The following is a 16,354-nucleotide window of genomic DNA, read 5'->3' on the forward strand; positions in this document are numbered from 1 at the left end:
GATGGCGAGGCCAGCAGGGGTCCGAAATCAAGATTTTGAGCAGAAGAAGCAGGCGCTTACCGATAAACTTCTGGCTTTCGTGTTAAGTGATGGCGTCGAACGACCCTCTTTCAGACAATTGGCCATCGCAGCCGAGACCTCTGAACCAACCCTGCGGCATTACTTCACGGACCGGACGGGCCTGATAATCCATCTGATGGAGCAGATCACCGAACGTTCGGAGCCTTTGAGGGAAGCCCTCAGCCAGCCTCAGGACAGTCTCGATGATGCGGTTCTGGGCTATTTCAGGCAAATGGCGGTGCTTACCAAAACGGACGCGTATGTGAGGGTTCACGCTTTTGCAATTCGTGAGGCAATGGGTGACGAGGGCATCCAGAAGTTTTACCTCAAAAAATTCCTGTCTGCCGGAATTGACGCAGTCGCCGAGCGTATCGTGCGCTCGAAAAACGGTTTGGCAACATTTGACGAAGCGCGTCACGCCGCGACCCTCATAGTCTCAACCTCCCTTCTGCGGGTCGTGCACCAGGAAGTCCTCAAAGGCAAAGTTCACCAGCCGCTTGATGAAGAGGCCTATTTCGAAAGAGTGGGCAAATGGTTGCTCGACGGCCTGCGGCCGTCCAAGGGGCCATCAGGCAAGTAGGTCCGAGAGTCGCTCCACCGTCCCAGCGGGCGTGGACCAGCTCGTTACCAGCCGGTGAGAGCCGCCAATCCATGGATAGAAGGTTGCACCTGCATCTGTCAGTGCGCGAAGGTTAGATTCGCTTAGGCGCACGAATATCTCATTGCCCTCAACCGGGTGGACGAGCTCAGTTTGTCCGTCGCGGCAGAGTAGGTTTGAGATCTCTCGCGCGCGTTGATTGGCATTGGTTGCAAGTGCGAGCCAGCGATCATCTGCAAACATCGCGATCGCCTGAGCGGCGAGATAGCGCATCTTGGGTGGCATGTGCCCTGAGCGTTTGGCGCGGGCCTTTAACTCATTGAATTTCTGCCGGGCGCTGCCGAACAGTATGATGATCTCGCACCCCATCGCGCCTGTCTTGGTCAGGCCGAGTGTCAGGACATCGACCCTTGCCTTCCAGCTCATCTCTGCTGGCGATGCGCCTGTTGAGACCAGCGCATTGGCAAAGCGTGCGCCATCAAGGTGGACCATGAGGCCTGCATCTTTTGCGAGCGCGCTGAAATGCTTCACCCGCCCGGCTGGGTAGGCGGTGCCCGATTCGGTGAGGTTGGTAAGCGACAGGACATGGGCCGGTGTCTCGTGCACGAAATCCGGCTTGATCCCCGCGAGGGCCTCACGCAATGCCGTCTCGTCGATCTGAGCGCCTTCGCCGGGCAGGAGCTGCAGCTTGCCGCCACCCGTAAAGAATTCCGGCGCAGAGCGTTCGTCACGCGCGATATGTGCCTCGTCATGGCAGAGGACTGCGCCCATGGGCGGGCAGAAGCATGAAAGGGCGAGTGCGTTCGCAGCGGTACCGGACGCGCACAGCCAGAAGTCAAAGTCATCTGTCTCGAGCACACGTGTCAGCTCGTTTCGAAGGCGTGCTGTCACCTCATCGGCGCCATAACTGGGCTGCATGCCGTTATTCACACCAGCAAGCGCTTCGAGAACGGCGGGATGGGCCGGTGCGGATGTATCGGAAGAAAAGTTCATCAGACCTGCGTATCGGGTGTTTGCCACATGAGATGCTGGCCGCCATCGGCGGCAATCATCTGCCCGGTGACGCTGTCAGCTTCAATGAGATAACGCATCGCGCGCACGATCTCTTCGGGACAGGAGCCTTCCCGCGTCAGCGTGGCCTGTCGCTCGGCTTCGAACTCTTCCTCGCTCTGATGAACACTGGCGAGGGTCGGGCCGGGGCCGATGCCGTTCACCCGAATATTCGGGGCGAGCGCCTGGGCCAATGTTTTGGTTGCGGTGAGAAGCGCCGCCTTGGAAAGGGTGTAGGTGAAGAACTGTGGATTGAGCTTCCAGACCCGTTGGTCGATCACATTGATGACCAGGCCCTTCTCGTCAGCGGGTAGGGCCTTGGCAAAAGCCTGCGAAAGGGCGATCGGCGCGCGGAGATTGGCGTCGAAATGCAAATCCCACCCCTGTCGGTCATGATCGAGGGCTGTGTCTTCTTCGAAAGCAGAAGCAGAATTGATAAGCAGTCGAAGCGGCCCGCCGAGCAGTTCCTGCGCCGACGGGACAAGAGACTTAAGGTCTTTTTCTTCGGTCAGATCGCCCTGGACGATTACGCCCGTGCCGCCCGCCTTGCTTATGGCATCGGCTGTTTCCTGAGCGCCGTCAGCTGAGGAGCGGTAGTGCACGGCAACGCTCCAGCCATCTTCACCAAGCGCTTCAGCGAGGGCGCGTCCAATGCGTTTGCCAGCGCCTGTAATTAGGGCGCGTTTGGGGGTCAGCTTATGATCTGCCAATCCAGTTCTCCACTTCGCCTGTAATGTCCCAGCCATGAACAAGGCCGTAGATATACGCGGCATAGGCCAACAGCATCGCAAGAGCTGCAAGGCGCGTGACACGGCTACGTGACAGGACGAACAGGCCGAGAACTATGGCGGCAGATACAAGTGCCCAGTGGTCGAACTGAAGAAAGGTCGGTGCAAGTTCTGTTGGACCGAAAAAGGCGATTATCGCGCCGGAGCCAGCCAGGTTGAAGATGTTTGAGCCAATGACGTTGCCGATGACAACCTCGCCGCGGCGACGAAGGCCGGCGGCTATGCCGGCACCAAGCTCTGGCAGGGAGGTGCCTATTGCGAGCAGTGTCAGGCCAATAACTTCTTCTGGCACGGCATAGGTTCGTGCGATCCCGACACCGCCTTCGACGATGAGGTGCGCGCCGAGCGGCAAGCCAACCAAGCCGATGACGAGGTTGACCCACATGGCCGCGTTGCTGAGAGACTCGCCTTCATCCTCCAGGCCGACGTCGATGCCCTTCCGAATGCCTTGTGATGTCCATACGAGCATCAGGATCGAGTAGACGATCAGGCTGCCAAGCAGAATGAAGCCGAAGATCGGTGTCAGCGGCATGAAGGCTGTCCAGCCGATCCAGAGCGCGGTTACCGCGATCATGATCCAGTAGGACCGGCGAAGACCGAATTGTCGTGTTGCCAGCGGAATCAGGAATGCAGGGACGGCGAGCACCAGCCAGACATTGGCTATGTTCGAGCCTACGATATTGCCGATGGCGATGCCGGGCTGTCCCTGACTGGACGCGTCCACGGCGACAACCATTTCCGGGGCAGATGTGCCGAAGCCAACAATCAGAATGCCGGCTACGAGCGGTGACACACCTATCCGGCGTGCAAGTGCCACGGCGCCATTGACGAGAAAGTCGCCCGCTACGGCGAGAATGACGAGGCCGCCAACGAGGGCTGCGAGAAGCGTCAGATCAGGCAAGGGTACTTTTCAGGCGACCTAATCGAGACGGCGATAGTCGATCAGGTTCAGAATGCCGAAAATGGCGACAGTCGCGCCGATTGCGATGAGTGCAAACATGGTCTTTAGCTCCGAATTCGTCGTTCGCTGCGCTAACTAGACTGTGTTAGCCCATTTGGCGAGGGGCGTTTTCATAGATTGGGTAGAGTCATGACCCGCATAAGACAGCGAATCTTTCAGGCGTGGTTCCGGTTCACGCGACCGATGACGCTCGGTGTGCGAGCCCTGGTTGAGCGGTCTGATGGCAAGGTCCTGCTGGTTCGGCATACTTATACGAAGGGGCTCTACCTGCCGGGCGGCGGGGTGGAGAAGGGCGAGATTGCCAGTCTGTCATTGCTGCGTGAGCTCAAGGAGGAGGGTGGTATTGAGCTTGCAGGTACACCGCGCCTCGTCGGCATTTATTCGAATGAAGGGGTCTTCCCGAACGATCATGTCGTCTTCTATCACTTGCGCCCCAGCGACTGGGTCGGCGGCAAGGCGACAAGTGTCGGAGAGATTTCAGAGATCGTCTGGGCAGATCCGGCCACCATGCCGGATGACGCCACGCCCGCCACTAAGCGACGGGTCGCGGAGATCTTCTCCGGTGGCCCGAATGACGGTTACTGGTGAAGGTCCTCTTCGGAGGCGGTAAGCCCCTTCACATAGTCGAATGCTGTCATGACAGCGAGGACCGCAGCAACCCATACCATGATGAGGCCTGCGAGATGGGTGCCCCGCGAGAGAACCCAGTTCGGCGAATAGGTATCTGCCCCAGATGTGATGGCGCTTATCGCCATACCGAGCAGCACAAGCGCAATGCCGCCCAACACCAGCGCGGTCTTCATCTTTGCGCTGTTTGAAACTTTCATCGTGCCGGGGTTTCCCATCGCTTCGCGCATGGCGGTGATGAGGACGTCGCGGCTTACGATGGCAAGCGTCGGCACGGTGATGTACCAAGCCCAGTTTTCGATAAAGGACAGGGCGAGCAGGCTTGAGGCTGACAGCAGCTTGTCGCCAATCGGGTCAAGTCGCGCCCCAAACGCGGACTCCGCATTGAGCTTCCTTGCCAGCCAGCCATCGAGCCAGTCGGTAAGCGCCACGAATGAGAAGAGCGCAAACGGCAAGAAGGCCATGAGCGCTGCGCTATCGCCGCCGCGAACATTCCTGTTGAAATCCAGAATGGTGTAACCGACGACGATCGCCAGAATACAGCGCCCGATCGTCAGGGCATTCGGCAGCCATTTCAAAGTCATGCTGTCCTAACCGCCATTGAAATGGCCATAGATGCGTTCGGCGAGTGAGCGACTGATTCCCTCAACGCTTTCAAGATCGACCAGCTTGGCACGTGATACGCCTTTTGCCGACCCAAAGTGATGCAGAAGTGCTTTTTTGCGCGAGGGCCCGATGCCTTCAATCTCATCCAGCGGCGAAGATTTGATGTCAGCAGAACGCTTGGCACGGTGGGCGCCAATAGCCCAGCGGTGCGCCTCGTCGCGAAGGCGCTGCAGGTAGTAGAGCACGGGCGTGTCAGGCGGCAGCTGAAAAGGCGCCTTGCCGGGCCGGAAGAATTTCTCGCGCCCCGCATTGCGGTCGGGCCCTTTCGCAATGGACACAAGCGTCACATCGTCAGTGCTGAGGCCAAGTTCCGTCAGCGTTTCGGTCACGGCGCTTAGCTGGCCGAGGCCACCGTCGATGAGGACAAGGTCTGGATAGGTTTCCAGCTCCGAAATCATGACCTTCTGCTCGTCAGCTTCCTTGAGAAGCCGTTTGAAGCGGCGGCGCATCACTTCGCGCATCATGCCATAGTCATCGCCGGGCTCCAGCGCTGTGTCCTTGATATTGAACTTGCGGTACTGGCCTTTGATGAAGCCCTCGGGTCCGGCGACCACCATGCCACCAACAGCATTCGATCCCTGAATGTGGCTGTTATCGTAGACCTCGACCCGCCTGGGCTCACCCGATAGGTCGAACGTCTTCGCAAGATCTTTCAAAAGGCGTTGCTGGCTCGCGGTTTCGGCCAGTTTGCGCGACAGGGCTTCGGCGGCATTGCGGGTGGCTTGCGCGACGAGCTCGCGTTTGTCTCCGCGCTGGGGCGTCCGAATTTCCACCTTGCGGTTCGACTTCAGCTCAAGTGCTTCGGCGATCAGCTCGCCCTGGTCGGGTGCCTGATTGGTCAGGACCAGCTTTGGCGGTGGTCGCTTGTCATAGAACTGGACGAGGAAGGCGGAGAGAATTTCCGGCGCGGTCTCTTCCTTCTCGTGGCGGGGGAAGTGGATGGTCGCCCCCCAGTTCTGGCCGGCACGAATGAAGAAGACCTGCACGGCCGACTGGCCGCCCTCCATGGCGATGGCGAAGATGTCTGCCTCTTCAATGCCGTCAGGATTGATGTCTTGCTGCGCCCGGACGACGGCCAATGCGCGGATACGGTCGCGCAGGCTTGCGGCACGTTCGAATTCCATATTCTCGGCGGCGGCCTCCATGTCAGAGGCAAGATCGGCCTGAAGGTCTGTCGCCTTGCCTTTCAGGAAGTCGGCGGCCTGGTTGGCGAGTTTGGTGTAGTCTTCCTCGCTGACGAGATCGACGCAAGGAGCAGAGCAGCGCTTGATTTGGTGCAGCATGCACGGGCGGGTGCGCTGCGAAAATACGCTGTCCTCGCAGGTGCGCAGCAGGAAGGCTTTCTGCAGCGTATCAAGCGTGCGGGTGACGGCATTGGCGCTGGCAAACGGCCCGAAATAGTCGCCGCGGTCCTGCTTGGAGCCGCGATACTTCAGGATTTGCGGATAGTCGTGGTCGCGCCGGATCAAAATGTAGGGAAACGACTTGTCGTCGCGCAGCAGGATGTTGAAGCGTGGTTTCAGCGACTTGATGAGGCTAGCTTCCAGCAGCAAAGCCTCGGTTTCTGTCTCTGTGACGACAAATTCCATACGGGCGGTCAGCGCAATCATTGCCGCGATGCGCTGCGTGTGACCGCCTAGCCGGGAATAGTTCGACACGCGCGCCTTCAGGTTCCGCGCCTTGCCGACGTACAGCACCTCGTCTTTCGTCCCGAACATGCGGTAGACGCCAGGCTTTGACGGCAGGCGTTTGATATTGTCCTTGATGACATCGACGCCGCGCCGGGCCGGTCTGTTGGAAGAAGTGTCTGACATGCTGCGCCTAACCTAATGGCAGCCGCGCCCGCCGCCTAGTTGGGGGACTGTCAGGGATTGTGCGGACCTTGTCAGGGCCGGCGCGGTTTGCAATCAGCCCGTGCGGGCCCAATTCTTTGACCAGAGAGCCACGCGTCCGCTTGTGCCGGGCGTGCGGGCAACATATGCAGACCCACGCCTTCCAAAGGAGTTCGATCACATGGCAAACGAAATCGCCCTTAGCCGCGCTGTAGAGCGTGTCCAGCCTTCAGCCACGATCGCTGTCACGACCAAAGCGAACGAAATGAAGCGTCAGGGCATCGATGTTATTGGGCTCGGCGCCGGTGAGCCGGATTTCGACACGCCGGATCATGTAAAGGAAGCCGCGATCAAGGCGATCAACGACGGCAAGACCAAGTATACGCCTGCCGATGGCATTCCTGAGCTGAAAGAGGCGATCTGCGCCAAGTTCAAGCGTGACAACGACCTTGAATACACGCCGGCTCAGATCAACGTGTCACCAGGCGGCAAAGCTGTGCTCTACAACGCGTTCATGGCCACCCTGAACCCGGGCGACGAAGTGATCGTGCCGGCGCCTTACTGGGTGAGCTATCCTGAGATGGCGCGCCTTGCGGGCGGCGATCCGGTCTTCGTGCAGTGTGGTCCGAACTCCAACTACAAGCTTTCACCTGAAGCGCTCGAGCAGGCGATTACATCGAAAACGAAGTGGCTGGTTCTGAATTCGCCGTCGAACCCGACAGGTGCGGCCTACACAAAGGATGAGCTGCGCGCGCTCGCCGATGTGCTCCTGAAGCACCCCCAGGTCTGGGTGATGACGGACGACATGTATGAGCACCTCGTCTATGACGGCTTCGAATACTGGACCATCGCGCAAATCGAACCGAAGCTCTATGACCGCACGCTGACAGTAAATGGTGTGTCCAAGGCCTATGCCATGACCGGCTGGCGGATTGGCTATGCGGGCGGCCCTGAAAAGCTGATCGCGACGATGCGCAAGATCATGTCTCAGTCGACCTCAAACCCATGCTCGATCAGCCAGTGGGCGAGCGTCGCGGCCCTGAACGGCGATCACAGCTTCCTGGCCGAGCGCAATGAAGTTTTCAAATCTCGCCGTGACATGGTCGTGAACGCGCTGAACGATTGCGAAGGCCTGTCCTGCGCCACGCCAGAAGGCGCGTTCTATGTTTATCCGAGCTGCGCCGGCGTTATCGGCAAGTCCTCGCCAAAAGGCGCGCTGATTAGCTCCGACAAGGATTTTGCGACCGCGCTTCTGGAAGAAGAGCAGGTGGCCGTGGTCTTTGGCGAAGCATTCGGTCTGTCGCCTGCCTTCCGGATTTCCTATGCGACCTCGTCTGAGGCGCTGGAGGAAGCGATGAAGCGGATCAAACGCTTCTGCGCGGCGCTGAAATAAGCCTATCCTGTCACGCCCCAGCTATTGGCATTCTCTATGGCTGGGGCGTCTATATCCAATTTGTTTGCTCGCCCGACCATTCCCACTTCAGTGTCATCACTAATCACTAAAGATGTCATGACGCGTCGGGAGGTATAAGAATGAGCAATACGGATAGAAAAGCATCGGTCGAAGCACTTCGTAAGGTGTTGGGCGAAACCTATGCGCTGTACTTTAAAACGCATGGCTATCACTGGAACGTGACGGGGCCGCGCTTCAAATCGTTGCACGAGCTTTTCATGCAGCAATACACCGAGCTCTGGACCGCGCTTGACGAGCTTGCTGAGCGGCTAAGGTCACTTGGCCAGTTTGCGCCCGGCTCCACGGAGGAGATGCTGTCCACCGCAACCATCAAGCCGGACAATGGCGTTCCGGACTCCGAGGACATGATCAACAATCTCGTCCGCGGACACGAAACGCTAGCCGAAGTTGCACGCGCCGGTGTCGAAGCCGCTGAAGCCAGCGGAGATATCGTCACGGTGGATCTGCTGACGCAGAGGGCTGCGATTTCCGAAAAGGCCGCGTGGATGTTGCGCGCCAGCGTCTAGCGGACGCGAAATCCAGTCCAGAACAGAAAAAAAGCCCGGCTGCGAGTAATCGCGCCGGGCTCTAAGTATCGGTTCCTACTTGGAGGGAGGAAACGCACAATCGGAGGAGATTGGCTGAAGCCGGAACCAAGGCATGCGCGTCAGCTAGATGCTGCGAGTGCGAAAGAAAACACCCGTTTCAGTATTGAAGACATGCATTCCTGCATGTGTCCTTGGGTTAGCTTGCGCGAAGTTGCAGGTTCTCGCGTTTTATCGCGTCCACTTCGGCGGTGAGGAAATCCCTGAACACGGCGATTCGCTTTGATCGCTTGAGGTCGCTTGGATAGATAAAAAAGAGATCGAAGGTCGGCCCGGTATGGTCCGGCAGGACACGCACCAGCTTTGGCACCGCGCTCACCATGTAGTCTGGAAGGTCTGCGATCCCAATGCCTGCTTCCACAGCGCGAAGCATTGCCGGAACGTTTCGCACCTGCAGCGTCGCCTTGCGTGGTAACGTGTCGTCACGTCCAACTCGTTGGGCCCAGCTCATCGCGTCTAGCGGCGTATTCTCCGTGCCATAGCCGATGATCCGGTGATTATCGAGATCTTGCGGCGTGCGGGGTGTGCCATGAGCCTTCAAATATTCCGGTGAGGCGTAAAGGTTCGTCGCGACCGTGCCAAGCTTGCGCTGGATAAGGTCGGATTTGTCGGCCGCCCAGAGGCGGATCGCGCATTCGGCTTCCAGCTTCAGAAGGTCGTAGGTCTCCCCATCGTCGAGGCGAAGGTCGATCCGCATACCGGAATTGGCCGTGAGAAAATTTCCAAGCCGTGGGACCAGCCAGGTCGATCCGAAGGCGACAGGCGCCGTCACAACCAGGTCGCCTTGGGCAACATCCTGCTGATCGCGCAGTGCTGCATTCGCAGACTGTGCGGCGGACGCCATGTCCATGGTCGAGCGATGAAGCGTGTGGCCTGCGTCCGTCAGGACCAGTCCGCGCGCATGGCGCTGGAACAGCGAAACGCCGAGTTGTTCTTCGAGCGCGGAAATTTGCCGCGAGACAGCCGACTGCGAAATGCCGAGGCGTTCACCCGCGGCGGTCAAGCTGCCGGCCTCGGCCGCCGCGTGGAAGGATTTAAGCTTGTCCCAGTCCATAAGGCCTTTTGGATGACACGCTCACGGACATCAGGGCAAGCGTATTGTGTGCTGCATATGCGAACGTTGCGGCAGCTTACTGGCTGACCCAAAGGATGCGCGCAATCCAGTTGATCTGTGATGGCCTGAAAGTGCGAATGGGGTGGTCGGGATTGAGCGAGACGAGGTCGACCTGTGTCTCTGTCTGGCGGCCGAGCACCTTTGCCATTACCTCGCCGTCCTGCGTCTTCGCGACAACACGGTCGCCCTTTCGCACCTGTGCGCCGGGGGCCACAATGATGCGATCACCTTCACGATAGGCAGGCTCCATGCTGTCACCAGTGATTTCCAGCGCGTAAACGGGATCGCCGCCAAGGCCGGGAAAGCGTACTTCATCCCAGCCGCCGCCTGTTGGAAATCCGCTATCGTCGAAAAAACCGTCCGCGCCTGCCTGTGCGAGACCAATAAGAGGGGCCGTCGCGCCGCGGTGCCCCTCGATGAGCGCTGCAAAATCATCCATACCTGCGCCAACCGCTTCCAGTGCGCGCGCGATGCTTTCTGTCGAAGGCCAGCGCAGCCTCCCATCCCTGGCCTGGCGTTTGGAGGGGTTGAAGCTTGTCGGATCAAGGCCCGCCTGACGGGCAAGGCCAGAGGCGCTAAGACCGTTTTTCTCTGCCAGAAGATCTATGCCCTTCCAGACGTCCCCGTGGCGCATGATCCGTGGTCTCCGCTAGCTGGGCAATATTCCTAGCATGGGAATAAATACCTAGCAAGCCGGGTGCTTGCCGCGACTGCTTAAGCCTGTAAGACCGCTATCATGATGCTCGATACACCCGTCTATAAAATCCTGAGTGCCGCGGACGATGAACGTGCCCGTGAACTTGGCCATACCGATACTGATCTCGATGCCCGCGACGGCTATGTGCACCTGTCCTCAAAGGACCAGGTCGCTGAAACGCTGAGGCTACACTATGCCGGCCAGCATGGGGTCAGCCTCTATGAGTTCATCGCAGACCGCCTCGGCGGCGATGTGAAATGGGAAGCGTCCCGCGGCGGTGATCTCTTCCCGCACCTTTATGGCACGCTTCGCCTGTCAGATGCACAGCGCCGCTGGACGCTCGAGACAGATGACCAAGGCAATCCCGTCCTTCCAGAAGAGGTACGCTAGATGGCACTCTCGTCGATTGGCGCCCGCTTTTTCCGGGCCATGCCGCCTGAGGCAGCACACACGGCTACAATCCGGGCGCTGAAGACCGGTGTCGGCGTACCGCGCATCAAGCCGAAGCGCTGGAACACGCCGGTAACCCTGCCGAAATCAGGCCTTCGCCTCGGCAATCCGGTCGGGCTGGCGGCTGGCTTCGACAAAAATGCCGAAGTCTTCACGGCCATGTCCCGCTTCGGCTTTGGCTTTGTCGAATGCGGAACTGTGACCCCGCGCCCGCAGGAGGGCAATCCTAAGCCGCGCCTCTTCAGGCTCAGTGAGGACAAGGCAGTCATCAACCGGATGGGCTTCAACAATGAGGGTGTTGATGCGTTCATCGCGCGCTTGCGCCATGCAGACCGTGCGTGCTGCCCGGTCGGCGCGAATGTCGGGGCAAACAAGGATAGCGACGATCGCATCGCCGATTACGAAGCCGGCATCGCGGCCGTCTATCCGCTGGCGGGCTACATCACGATCAACATCTCGTCTCCGAATACGCCGGGCCTTCGCGGGCTGCAGGACAAGGGTGCGCTAGAAGCGTTGCTGACGCGCTGCGGCGAAGCGGTCGCCATGGCGCATGCTGAATTGGATGGCACCGGTGAACCGCCGCGCAAACCGGTCTTCCTGAAACTTGCGCCAGACCTCGATGAGCAGGCCATCAGTGATATCATTGCGGTCGTCCGTGGGCCGGGAAGCTGGCTGTCCGGGCTGATCATTTCCAACACGACGCTGGAACGCCCAGATACCCTGGGAAGCGAGCACAAGGCCGAAAGTGGCGGCCTGTCCGGCGCGCCGCTATTTGCGCCCTCGACGCAGGTACTGCGCGCCTTCGCGCGTGAGCTTCTCGGGGAGTTCGATCTTATCGGCGCTGGCGGCATCTCAAGCGGCGCGGAGGCCTATCAGAAAATCCGCGCAGGTGCGCATGCAGTGCAGCTCTATTCCGCGCTGGTCTACAAGGGGCCGTCACTGGTGGCGCAGATCAACAAGGACCTTGCCGCAAGGCTCTATGCTGACGGCTTTACGTCTGTTGAGCAGGCTGTCGGGGCTGACTTTCGCTGACCTTGGCAATCATTGACGGCAGGTAGACGCCAAGTGCGCCTGCCCGCCAGACATACATGGTCAGGAAGGCGATCCAGACGCCAGTATTGGCGAAGGCATCCTTCAGAAGCATGTCCGTGCCGACATAGAGAATAGCGGCCACCACACCTGCGTTTCGCAACGCTTTGCCCTGCGTCGCGCCAAGGAAAAAGCCATCGAGCTGCCAGCAGGCAAGGCCGATCAGCGGCACGGCGGCGCAATAGGGCAGGTAGGCCAGCGCCACGGCGCGCGCGTCTGCATCCGCCACGAAATTCTCGATGATCCAGCCGCCACCAATGAAATAGGCAAGCGCAATGAAGATTGCGCAGGCGAGCGCGATCTCGCTCGTTAGGCGCATCGCACGCATCAGCCGCGCGCGGCTTCTGGCGCCATAGGCTTCGCCAATCTCTTTCTCGGCGACGAAAGCGAAGCCATCGAGCACAAAAGCCGATACGGACACGAACTGGAGCAGGACTTCATTGCCAGCAAGCGTAGCGGTGCCGAGGCTCGCGCCTGAGTTCACGAACCAGGCAAAGCAGAAGAGTAGTGCCAGCGTCCGGATGAGAATGTCGCGGTTCGCGTTGATTAGAGCTGCCAGCCGCTCCCGGTCAAACAGCTCGCCGGAACGCGAGAAGCCCTTGCGCACGAGGACCAGCCCGAAAGCGAGCGCGACCCATTCGGCGATGGCTGTGCCTGCACCGATCCCGGCGGGTCCCCAGCCGAGCCCTGCTACGAACCAGATATCGAGCGCGGCATTTGTGCCATTCATCACGATCTGGAAGGCTAGCAACTGCCCGGTCTTTCCTGTGCCCAGCAGCCAGCCTGTAATCGCATAGCCCATAAGGACGGCAGGGGCGCCCCATACGCGCGCATCGAAATAATCCCGGGCCAGCGACTTCACCTCAGGGCTCGCCTCGAAGGGTTGAAAGACGGCGAGTTTCAGGAGTGGCGACAGGATGAGGATTGTGAGACCAAGCGCACCGCCGAGCAGGAGCGCACGCTGCAGCACCGTCTGTGCTTCCAGCCGGTCACCGCCGCCCGCTGCCTGCGCGGTCAGGCCTGTCGTCGACATGCGCAGGAAACCGAACGCCCAGTAGAGGAAGTTCATCACCACAGCGGCAACGCCAACGGCGCCGAGGTCGAACTTTGTGCCGTAGAGCCCCATCACAGCCGTGTCGACGATGCCGGTCGATGCGGTCGCCGCCTGTGCCAGCATCACCGGCACGGCAAGCGCAACGACCTTTGAGCGGGTGAGGAGGGCATCTGACATGGCAAGCGGCTTATGGCGCTGGCCTCTGCTTGACAATCAGCCGCCTGCCGACATCTCACCCATTATGGCGCTGCCGATCGTTCACCATCCTGATTATGACGCCGAGAGCGTACCGGACAGCCACCGCTTTCCGATGCGCAAATACTCGCTTCTTGCAGACCTTCTGCGTGAACGAGGCGAGACGTTTGCCGTACCCGCTCATGCGCCAGAAAGCTGGCTGCACCTCGCGCATGACCCGGCCTATGTGACTGCGGTGCTGACGTCTTCGGTAGACGCGAAAGCCGCCCGAAAGATTGGCTTTGAGATGACGCCAGCCATTGCGGCGAGAACGCGCGCTTCTGTTGGCGGCACCTGCCTCGCCGCGCGCCTTGCTGTCGAGCATGGGGCGGCGGTCAACCTCGCAGGCGGCAGCCACCATGCCAGCTATGAGGGCGGGGCAGGCTTCTGTGTCTTCAATGATGTGGCCGTTGCGGCGCGTGTCATGCTTGAAGACGGGCTATGCCGGAAGGTCGCGGTGATTGATTGCGATGTGCATCACGGTGATGGGACCGCCAGCATCTTTGCGGTGGACAATCATGTCTTCACGGCGTCCTTGCATTGCGAAGACAACTGGCCGCGTACCAAGCCCCCTTCAGACCTGGATGTCGGACTTCCTAAGGGCGCTACCGACAGTGATTACCTGCAGGCGCTGGACAGTTTCCTCAAAGGCGCTTTCGGTCGATCAGCGCCAGATCTGGTCTTTTACAATGCGGGCGTCGATCCGCATCAGAAGGACCGTCTGGGGCTTCTTTCGCTTAGCGATGAAGGCCTGCGCGAGAGAGACCGCAGAGTTGCAGAAGCCTGCGTTGGACAAGGCGTCCCCGTCGTCGGAGTGCTCGGTGGTGGCTACGAAAAGGACGCGAGCGCCGTCGCGCGAAGACACAGTTTCATGGTGGATGCATTGGCAGCCGCAACTGCGCCTCAGGGACGAACTGCCTTTTCTTCGCCTCATTAATCCTTAACGACTGTTAACAGGCAATACTGCCAAGCAATCAGACTGGAGAGCCTGCAAGGATGTTTGGGCTGGCATGGACTGACTGGCAACTCTGGCTGGTGGTGGCGGGTGTAATCCTGCTTCTTTATGTTGGGCGTCCCTATCTGCACGGACTGTTTCGCGGGATATTCTTCGGTCTCGCCTATGTGTTGCGCGACGTGGCGCGACGGCTTGAGAATGCCGGTAACAACATCTACCGGCAGTATATTGAGCTTGTCGCCTCGCACACAGCTGAGACGCTGGAGCAGCGGCTCGTCAGCCAGGAAATGAAGCTGGAAAAGCGCGCCCCGGAGATTGATCGGCGGATCAGCGGTATTGTCGACAAGCTGGACACAAACCAGTCCGACCTTTCGGAAACGCTCGAAGCCTTTCGTGCAGTGGACCTTGACGAGCGCACGCTTGACGCGGTGCGCAACCGTATCGAGGCAAACGGCACCGGGCAGAGCCGCGCCAAGCTTGCCAGCGCAGCTTCCGATGTCCGCCGCGCCGTAAAGGAGGAGCTGTCGCCACTCCGCCCGCAGATCAATGCATTGCGCTCAGAACTGAAGCCCATGGCGGAGAATATTACCCGTCTGCGTTCGATCTCGAACGAACTGAGCCGCTCTTCGAAACAGATCAACAAAGATCTCGCGACTTTCGAAGATTGCATCCACCCTGATTATGAGCGGCGCCGGGAGGCGGCCCAGCGCCAATCCATTCTGATCCCGTGGTTGCTTTCATTACTCGTCATGACAGTGGCACTGACCGGCGTTTTCCTGAACTTCTTCTTGATCCAGCGTCCGATGGCCGAGATAGTCGGCGATGACCTCCAGGTGATGGGCGTCGGCCTTCCAACAGCGGCGGCCCTTGTCGTCATCTTTCTCGAAGCGGTCGCTGGTATCGTTCTCATGGATGCCGCGGGCATCACCAAGATCACGCTTATCTCGAACCTGCCGCGCATCCATAAGCGCGTGCTGCTCTATGCAGCCTTCGCTTTCCTTGCCGCATTCTCCTTCTTTGAGGCCATTCTCGCCATTCAGCGGGAAGTCCTGATCGGTATTGACCAGGAAACGACGCGCCGCGCGCTGGGAGAGTTGCCCGCCGAGGCAGGTGGAGAAACGGGCGGCATTTCGCTTACCATGATTGGACAGATGGTACTTGCCATCCTGATCCCCTGGCTTCTGGCTGTCGCAGCAATCCCGCTCGAGACCGTTGTGCAAAATTTCATTCTCATCGTGCGCCTGGTCATGCACCAGATCACGATCTTCCTTGCATTCATTTTTGCGATCGTGGCGACCGTGTTGAAGGCGCTCGGCCTGTTCGTGCTACGAGTCTATGACTTGCTGATCTTCCTGCCGCTTACGATAGAAAGAATGTTCAGGCGGATCCGTGGCCCGTCCCGCAAGAAGCAAGCCTCTGGAGCAACATGATTACCACGATACTGAAGACGCTGAGCGCTGGATTGATCCTTGCTGGCGTGGCGGCCTGCGGCGCCGTTACGTCTAATTCAAAAGCCGTGTTCATGTTGGTGGACGCCTCCGGCACCTATGTGCGCGAAGTGCCGGACGCTGTCGTTACGGCCAAGCTATTGACCTCTAAACTCAACTCCAACGACATGTTCGCCTTTGGCGAGATCGGCTCGTGCAGCTTCTCTGATAACAGCCTCGTCGTTCGCCGCACCTTGCCGGGCACGCCCAGCGAGGCGGCCTACGCCAAGCAAGCCGTCTTTGAAAACCTGGAAGCCTATGCAGAGACCGTACAGGCGACGGGCTGGACCGACATCAGAGGCGGCCTGCGCTATGCGGCGGCTGAACTGGAGCAATCCGATCAGGCAAGCCGCTACATCGTTGTTGTCTCTGACCTCGTCGAGGATGTTTCCCCCGATTGCGATACCAGTGGTCTGGAGCTCGACCTCGAAGGCATTACAGTGATCGTCACGAACGTCACCCGCTCCGACCGCGACGCATCTGATCCGAATGCCTATTTCGAGCGCCTCGAAGCCTGGGAAGCGCTGGTTAAAAATGCTGGCGGTACATGGGTGCACGCCAATTCGCGCGACCGGTTGCTGGAATACATGTTCTAGGCGCGCAAAGCCCCGCTGGCTGACGCTTGCATATTGAT

General features: G+C 59.4%; 17 protein-coding genes. 9 read left to right on the forward strand and 8 right to left on the reverse strand.

Features of this window, described 5'->3' with window-relative positions:
- Nucleotide 1: 1 nt before the first annotated feature.
- Nucleotides 2-640: a TetR/AcrR family transcriptional regulator gene (locus tag D1224_RS08995; RefSeq protein WP_119379545.1), complete on the forward strand. Its 639-nt coding sequence runs from the start codon at nucleotides 2-4 to the stop codon at nucleotides 638-640.
- On the opposite strand, the gene D1224_RS09000 is transcribed toward D1224_RS08995, so the two are convergent.
- Genes D1224_RS09000 through D1224_RS09010 form a run of 3 tightly spaced genes read right to left on the reverse strand, consistent with a single transcriptional unit; the run spans nucleotide 629 to nucleotide 3,397 of the window.
- The gene (locus tag D1224_RS09000; protein WP_233350466.1) at nucleotides 629-1,678 is read right to left on the reverse strand and encodes a threonine aldolase family protein; all 1,050 of its coding nucleotides are present in this window, start codon (nucleotides 1,676-1,678) and stop codon (nucleotides 629-631) included. The genes D1224_RS08995 and D1224_RS09000 overlap by 12 nt on opposite strands.
- The gene (locus D1224_RS09005; protein WP_119379547.1) at nucleotides 1,651-2,418 is read right to left on the reverse strand and encodes an SDR family oxidoreductase; all 768 of its coding nucleotides are present in this window, start codon (nucleotides 2,416-2,418) and stop codon (nucleotides 1,651-1,653) included. The genes D1224_RS09000 and D1224_RS09005 overlap by 28 nt, the downstream gene beginning before the upstream one ends.
- Nucleotides 2,405-3,397 carry a calcium/sodium antiporter gene (locus D1224_RS09010; RefSeq protein WP_119379548.1) on the reverse strand — a complete coding sequence of 331 codons (993 nt, stop codon included), beginning with the start codon at nucleotides 3,395-3,397 and terminating at the stop codon, nucleotides 2,405-2,407. Before D1224_RS09010 ends, D1224_RS09005 begins: the two co-directional genes overlap by 14 nt.
- Before the next feature lie 189 nt (nucleotides 3,398-3,586).
- On the opposite strand from D1224_RS09010, the gene D1224_RS09015 reads away from it, so the two are divergent.
- On the forward strand, nucleotides 3,587-4,045 hold the full coding sequence (locus D1224_RS09015) for an NUDIX domain-containing protein (RefSeq protein ID WP_119379549.1): 459 nt from the start codon (nucleotides 3,587-3,589) through the stop codon (nucleotides 4,043-4,045).
- On the opposite strand, the gene D1224_RS09020 is transcribed toward D1224_RS09015, so the two are convergent.
- Together D1224_RS09020 and uvrC are read right to left on the reverse strand one after the other, a co-directional pair.
- Complete coding sequence (locus D1224_RS09020) at nucleotides 4,036-4,668, reverse strand: CDP-alcohol phosphatidyltransferase family protein (protein ID WP_119379550.1); 633 nt, start codon at nucleotides 4,666-4,668, stop codon at nucleotides 4,036-4,038. The two genes, D1224_RS09015 and D1224_RS09020, sit on opposite strands and share 10 nt — an antisense overlap.
- Before the next feature lie 6 nt (nucleotides 4,669-4,674).
- On the reverse strand, nucleotides 4,675-6,564 hold the full coding sequence (gene uvrC, locus D1224_RS09025) for an excinuclease ABC subunit UvrC (RefSeq protein ID WP_119379551.1): 1,890 nt from the start codon (nucleotides 6,562-6,564) through the stop codon (nucleotides 4,675-4,677).
- Between the two features lie 199 nt (nucleotides 6,565-6,763).
- On the opposite strand from uvrC, the gene D1224_RS09030 reads away from it, so the two are divergent.
- Both D1224_RS09030 and D1224_RS09035 read left to right on the forward strand, forming a co-directional pair.
- Nucleotides 6,764-7,975, forward strand: coding sequence for a pyridoxal phosphate-dependent aminotransferase (locus tag D1224_RS09030; protein ID WP_119379952.1), 1,212 nt, complete (start codon nucleotides 6,764-6,766; stop codon nucleotides 7,973-7,975).
- A 140-nt stretch (nucleotides 7,976-8,115) separates the two neighbouring features.
- Complete coding sequence (locus tag D1224_RS09035; protein ID WP_119379552.1) at nucleotides 8,116-8,562, forward strand: Dps family protein; 447 nt, start codon at nucleotides 8,116-8,118, stop codon at nucleotides 8,560-8,562.
- 217 nt (nucleotides 8,563-8,779) lie between these two features.
- On the opposite strand, the gene D1224_RS09040 is transcribed toward D1224_RS09035, so the two are convergent.
- Nucleotides 8,780-9,694, reverse strand: a complete 915-nt coding sequence (locus D1224_RS09040; protein ID WP_119379553.1) for a LysR family transcriptional regulator — start codon at nucleotides 9,692-9,694, stop codon at nucleotides 8,780-8,782.
- Nucleotides 9,695-9,770: 76 nt separating this feature from the next.
- Nucleotides 9,771-10,391 carry a S24 family peptidase gene (locus D1224_RS09045; RefSeq protein WP_407647457.1) on the reverse strand — a complete coding sequence of 207 codons (621 nt, stop codon included), beginning with the start codon at nucleotides 10,389-10,391 and terminating at the stop codon, nucleotides 9,771-9,773.
- A gap of 99 nt (nucleotides 10,392-10,490) precedes the next feature.
- On the opposite strand from D1224_RS09045, the gene D1224_RS09050 reads away from it, so the two are divergent.
- Nucleotides 10,491-10,841, forward strand: coding sequence for a DUF952 domain-containing protein (locus D1224_RS09050; protein WP_119379555.1), 351 nt, complete (start codon nucleotides 10,491-10,493; stop codon nucleotides 10,839-10,841).
- Entirely contained in the window at nucleotides 10,842-11,933 is a 1,092-nt protein-coding gene (locus tag D1224_RS09055; RefSeq protein ID WP_119379556.1) for a quinone-dependent dihydroorotate dehydrogenase, read from the forward strand.
- Here D1224_RS09055 and D1224_RS09060 read toward each other — a convergent pair.
- Nucleotides 11,893-13,221 (reverse strand): MATE family efflux transporter, encoded by a 1,329-nt coding sequence (locus D1224_RS09060; protein WP_119379557.1) that lies wholly within the window; start codon nucleotides 13,219-13,221, stop codon nucleotides 11,893-11,895. The two genes, D1224_RS09055 and D1224_RS09060, sit on opposite strands and share 41 nt — an antisense overlap.
- 64 nt (nucleotides 13,222-13,285) lie before the next feature.
- On the opposite strand from D1224_RS09060, the gene D1224_RS09065 reads away from it, so the two are divergent.
- Genes D1224_RS09065 through D1224_RS09075 form a run of 3 tightly spaced genes read left to right on the forward strand, consistent with a single transcriptional unit; the run spans nucleotide 13,286 to nucleotide 16,316 of the window.
- Entirely contained in the window at nucleotides 13,286-14,215 is a 930-nt protein-coding gene (locus D1224_RS09065) for a histone deacetylase family protein (protein WP_119379953.1), read from the forward strand.
- Nucleotides 14,216-14,274: 59 nt separating this feature from the next.
- Nucleotides 14,275-15,663, forward strand: coding sequence for a hypothetical protein (locus D1224_RS09070; protein WP_119379558.1), 1,389 nt, complete (start codon nucleotides 14,275-14,277; stop codon nucleotides 15,661-15,663).
- Nucleotides 15,660-16,316, forward strand: coding sequence for a vWA domain-containing protein (locus D1224_RS09075; protein ID WP_119379559.1), 657 nt, complete (start codon nucleotides 15,660-15,662; stop codon nucleotides 16,314-16,316). Before D1224_RS09070 ends, D1224_RS09075 begins: the two co-directional genes overlap by 4 nt.
- The last annotated feature ends 38 nt before the right edge of the window (nucleotides 16,317-16,354 follow it).

It is taken from the genome of Henriciella barbarensis (assembly GCF_003576345.1).
In the GTDB taxonomy this organism is placed as follows: domain Bacteria; phylum Pseudomonadota; class Alphaproteobacteria; order Caulobacterales; family Hyphomonadaceae; genus Henriciella; species Henriciella barbarensis.

Excerpts from the sequence above, each read along its gene's own strand:
- D1224_RS09015 (WP_119379549.1), top strand. The coding sequence starts at position 3,587 with ATGACCCGCATAAGACAGCGAATCTTTCAGGCGTGGTTCCGGTTCACG.
- D1224_RS09055 (WP_119379556.1), top strand. The coding sequence starts at position 10,842 with ATGGCACTCTCGTCGATTGGCGCCCGCTTTTTCCGGGCCATGCCGCCT.
- D1224_RS09075 (WP_119379559.1), top strand. The coding sequence starts at position 15,660 with ATGATTACCACGATACTGAAGACGCTGAGCGCTGGATTGATCCTTGCT.
- uvrC (WP_119379551.1), bottom strand. The coding sequence starts at position 6,564 with ATGTCAGACACTTCTTCCAACAGACCGGCCCGGCGCGGCGTCGATGTC.
- D1224_RS09050 (WP_119379555.1), top strand. The coding sequence starts at position 10,491 with ATGATGCTCGATACACCCGTCTATAAAATCCTGAGTGCCGCGGACGAT.
- D1224_RS09035 (WP_119379552.1), top strand. The coding sequence starts at position 8,116 with ATGAGCAATACGGATAGAAAAGCATCGGTCGAAGCACTTCGTAAGGTG.
- D1224_RS09060 (WP_119379557.1), bottom strand. The coding sequence starts at position 13,221 with ATGTCAGATGCCCTCCTCACCCGCTCAAAGGTCGTTGCGCTTGCCGTG.
- D1224_RS09020 (WP_119379550.1), bottom strand. The coding sequence starts at position 4,668 with ATGACTTTGAAATGGCTGCCGAATGCCCTGACGATCGGGCGCTGTATT.
- D1224_RS09065 (WP_119379953.1), top strand. The coding sequence starts at position 13,286 with ATGGCGCTGCCGATCGTTCACCATCCTGATTATGACGCCGAGAGCGTA.
- D1224_RS08995 (WP_119379545.1), top strand. The coding sequence starts at position 2 with ATGGCGAGGCCAGCAGGGGTCCGAAATCAAGATTTTGAGCAGAAGAAG.
- D1224_RS09040 (WP_119379553.1), bottom strand. The coding sequence starts at position 9,694 with ATGGACTGGGACAAGCTTAAATCCTTCCACGCGGCGGCCGAGGCCGGC.
- D1224_RS09030 (WP_119379952.1), top strand. The coding sequence starts at position 6,764 with ATGGCAAACGAAATCGCCCTTAGCCGCGCTGTAGAGCGTGTCCAGCCT.
- D1224_RS09070 (WP_119379558.1), top strand. The coding sequence starts at position 14,275 with ATGTTTGGGCTGGCATGGACTGACTGGCAACTCTGGCTGGTGGTGGCG.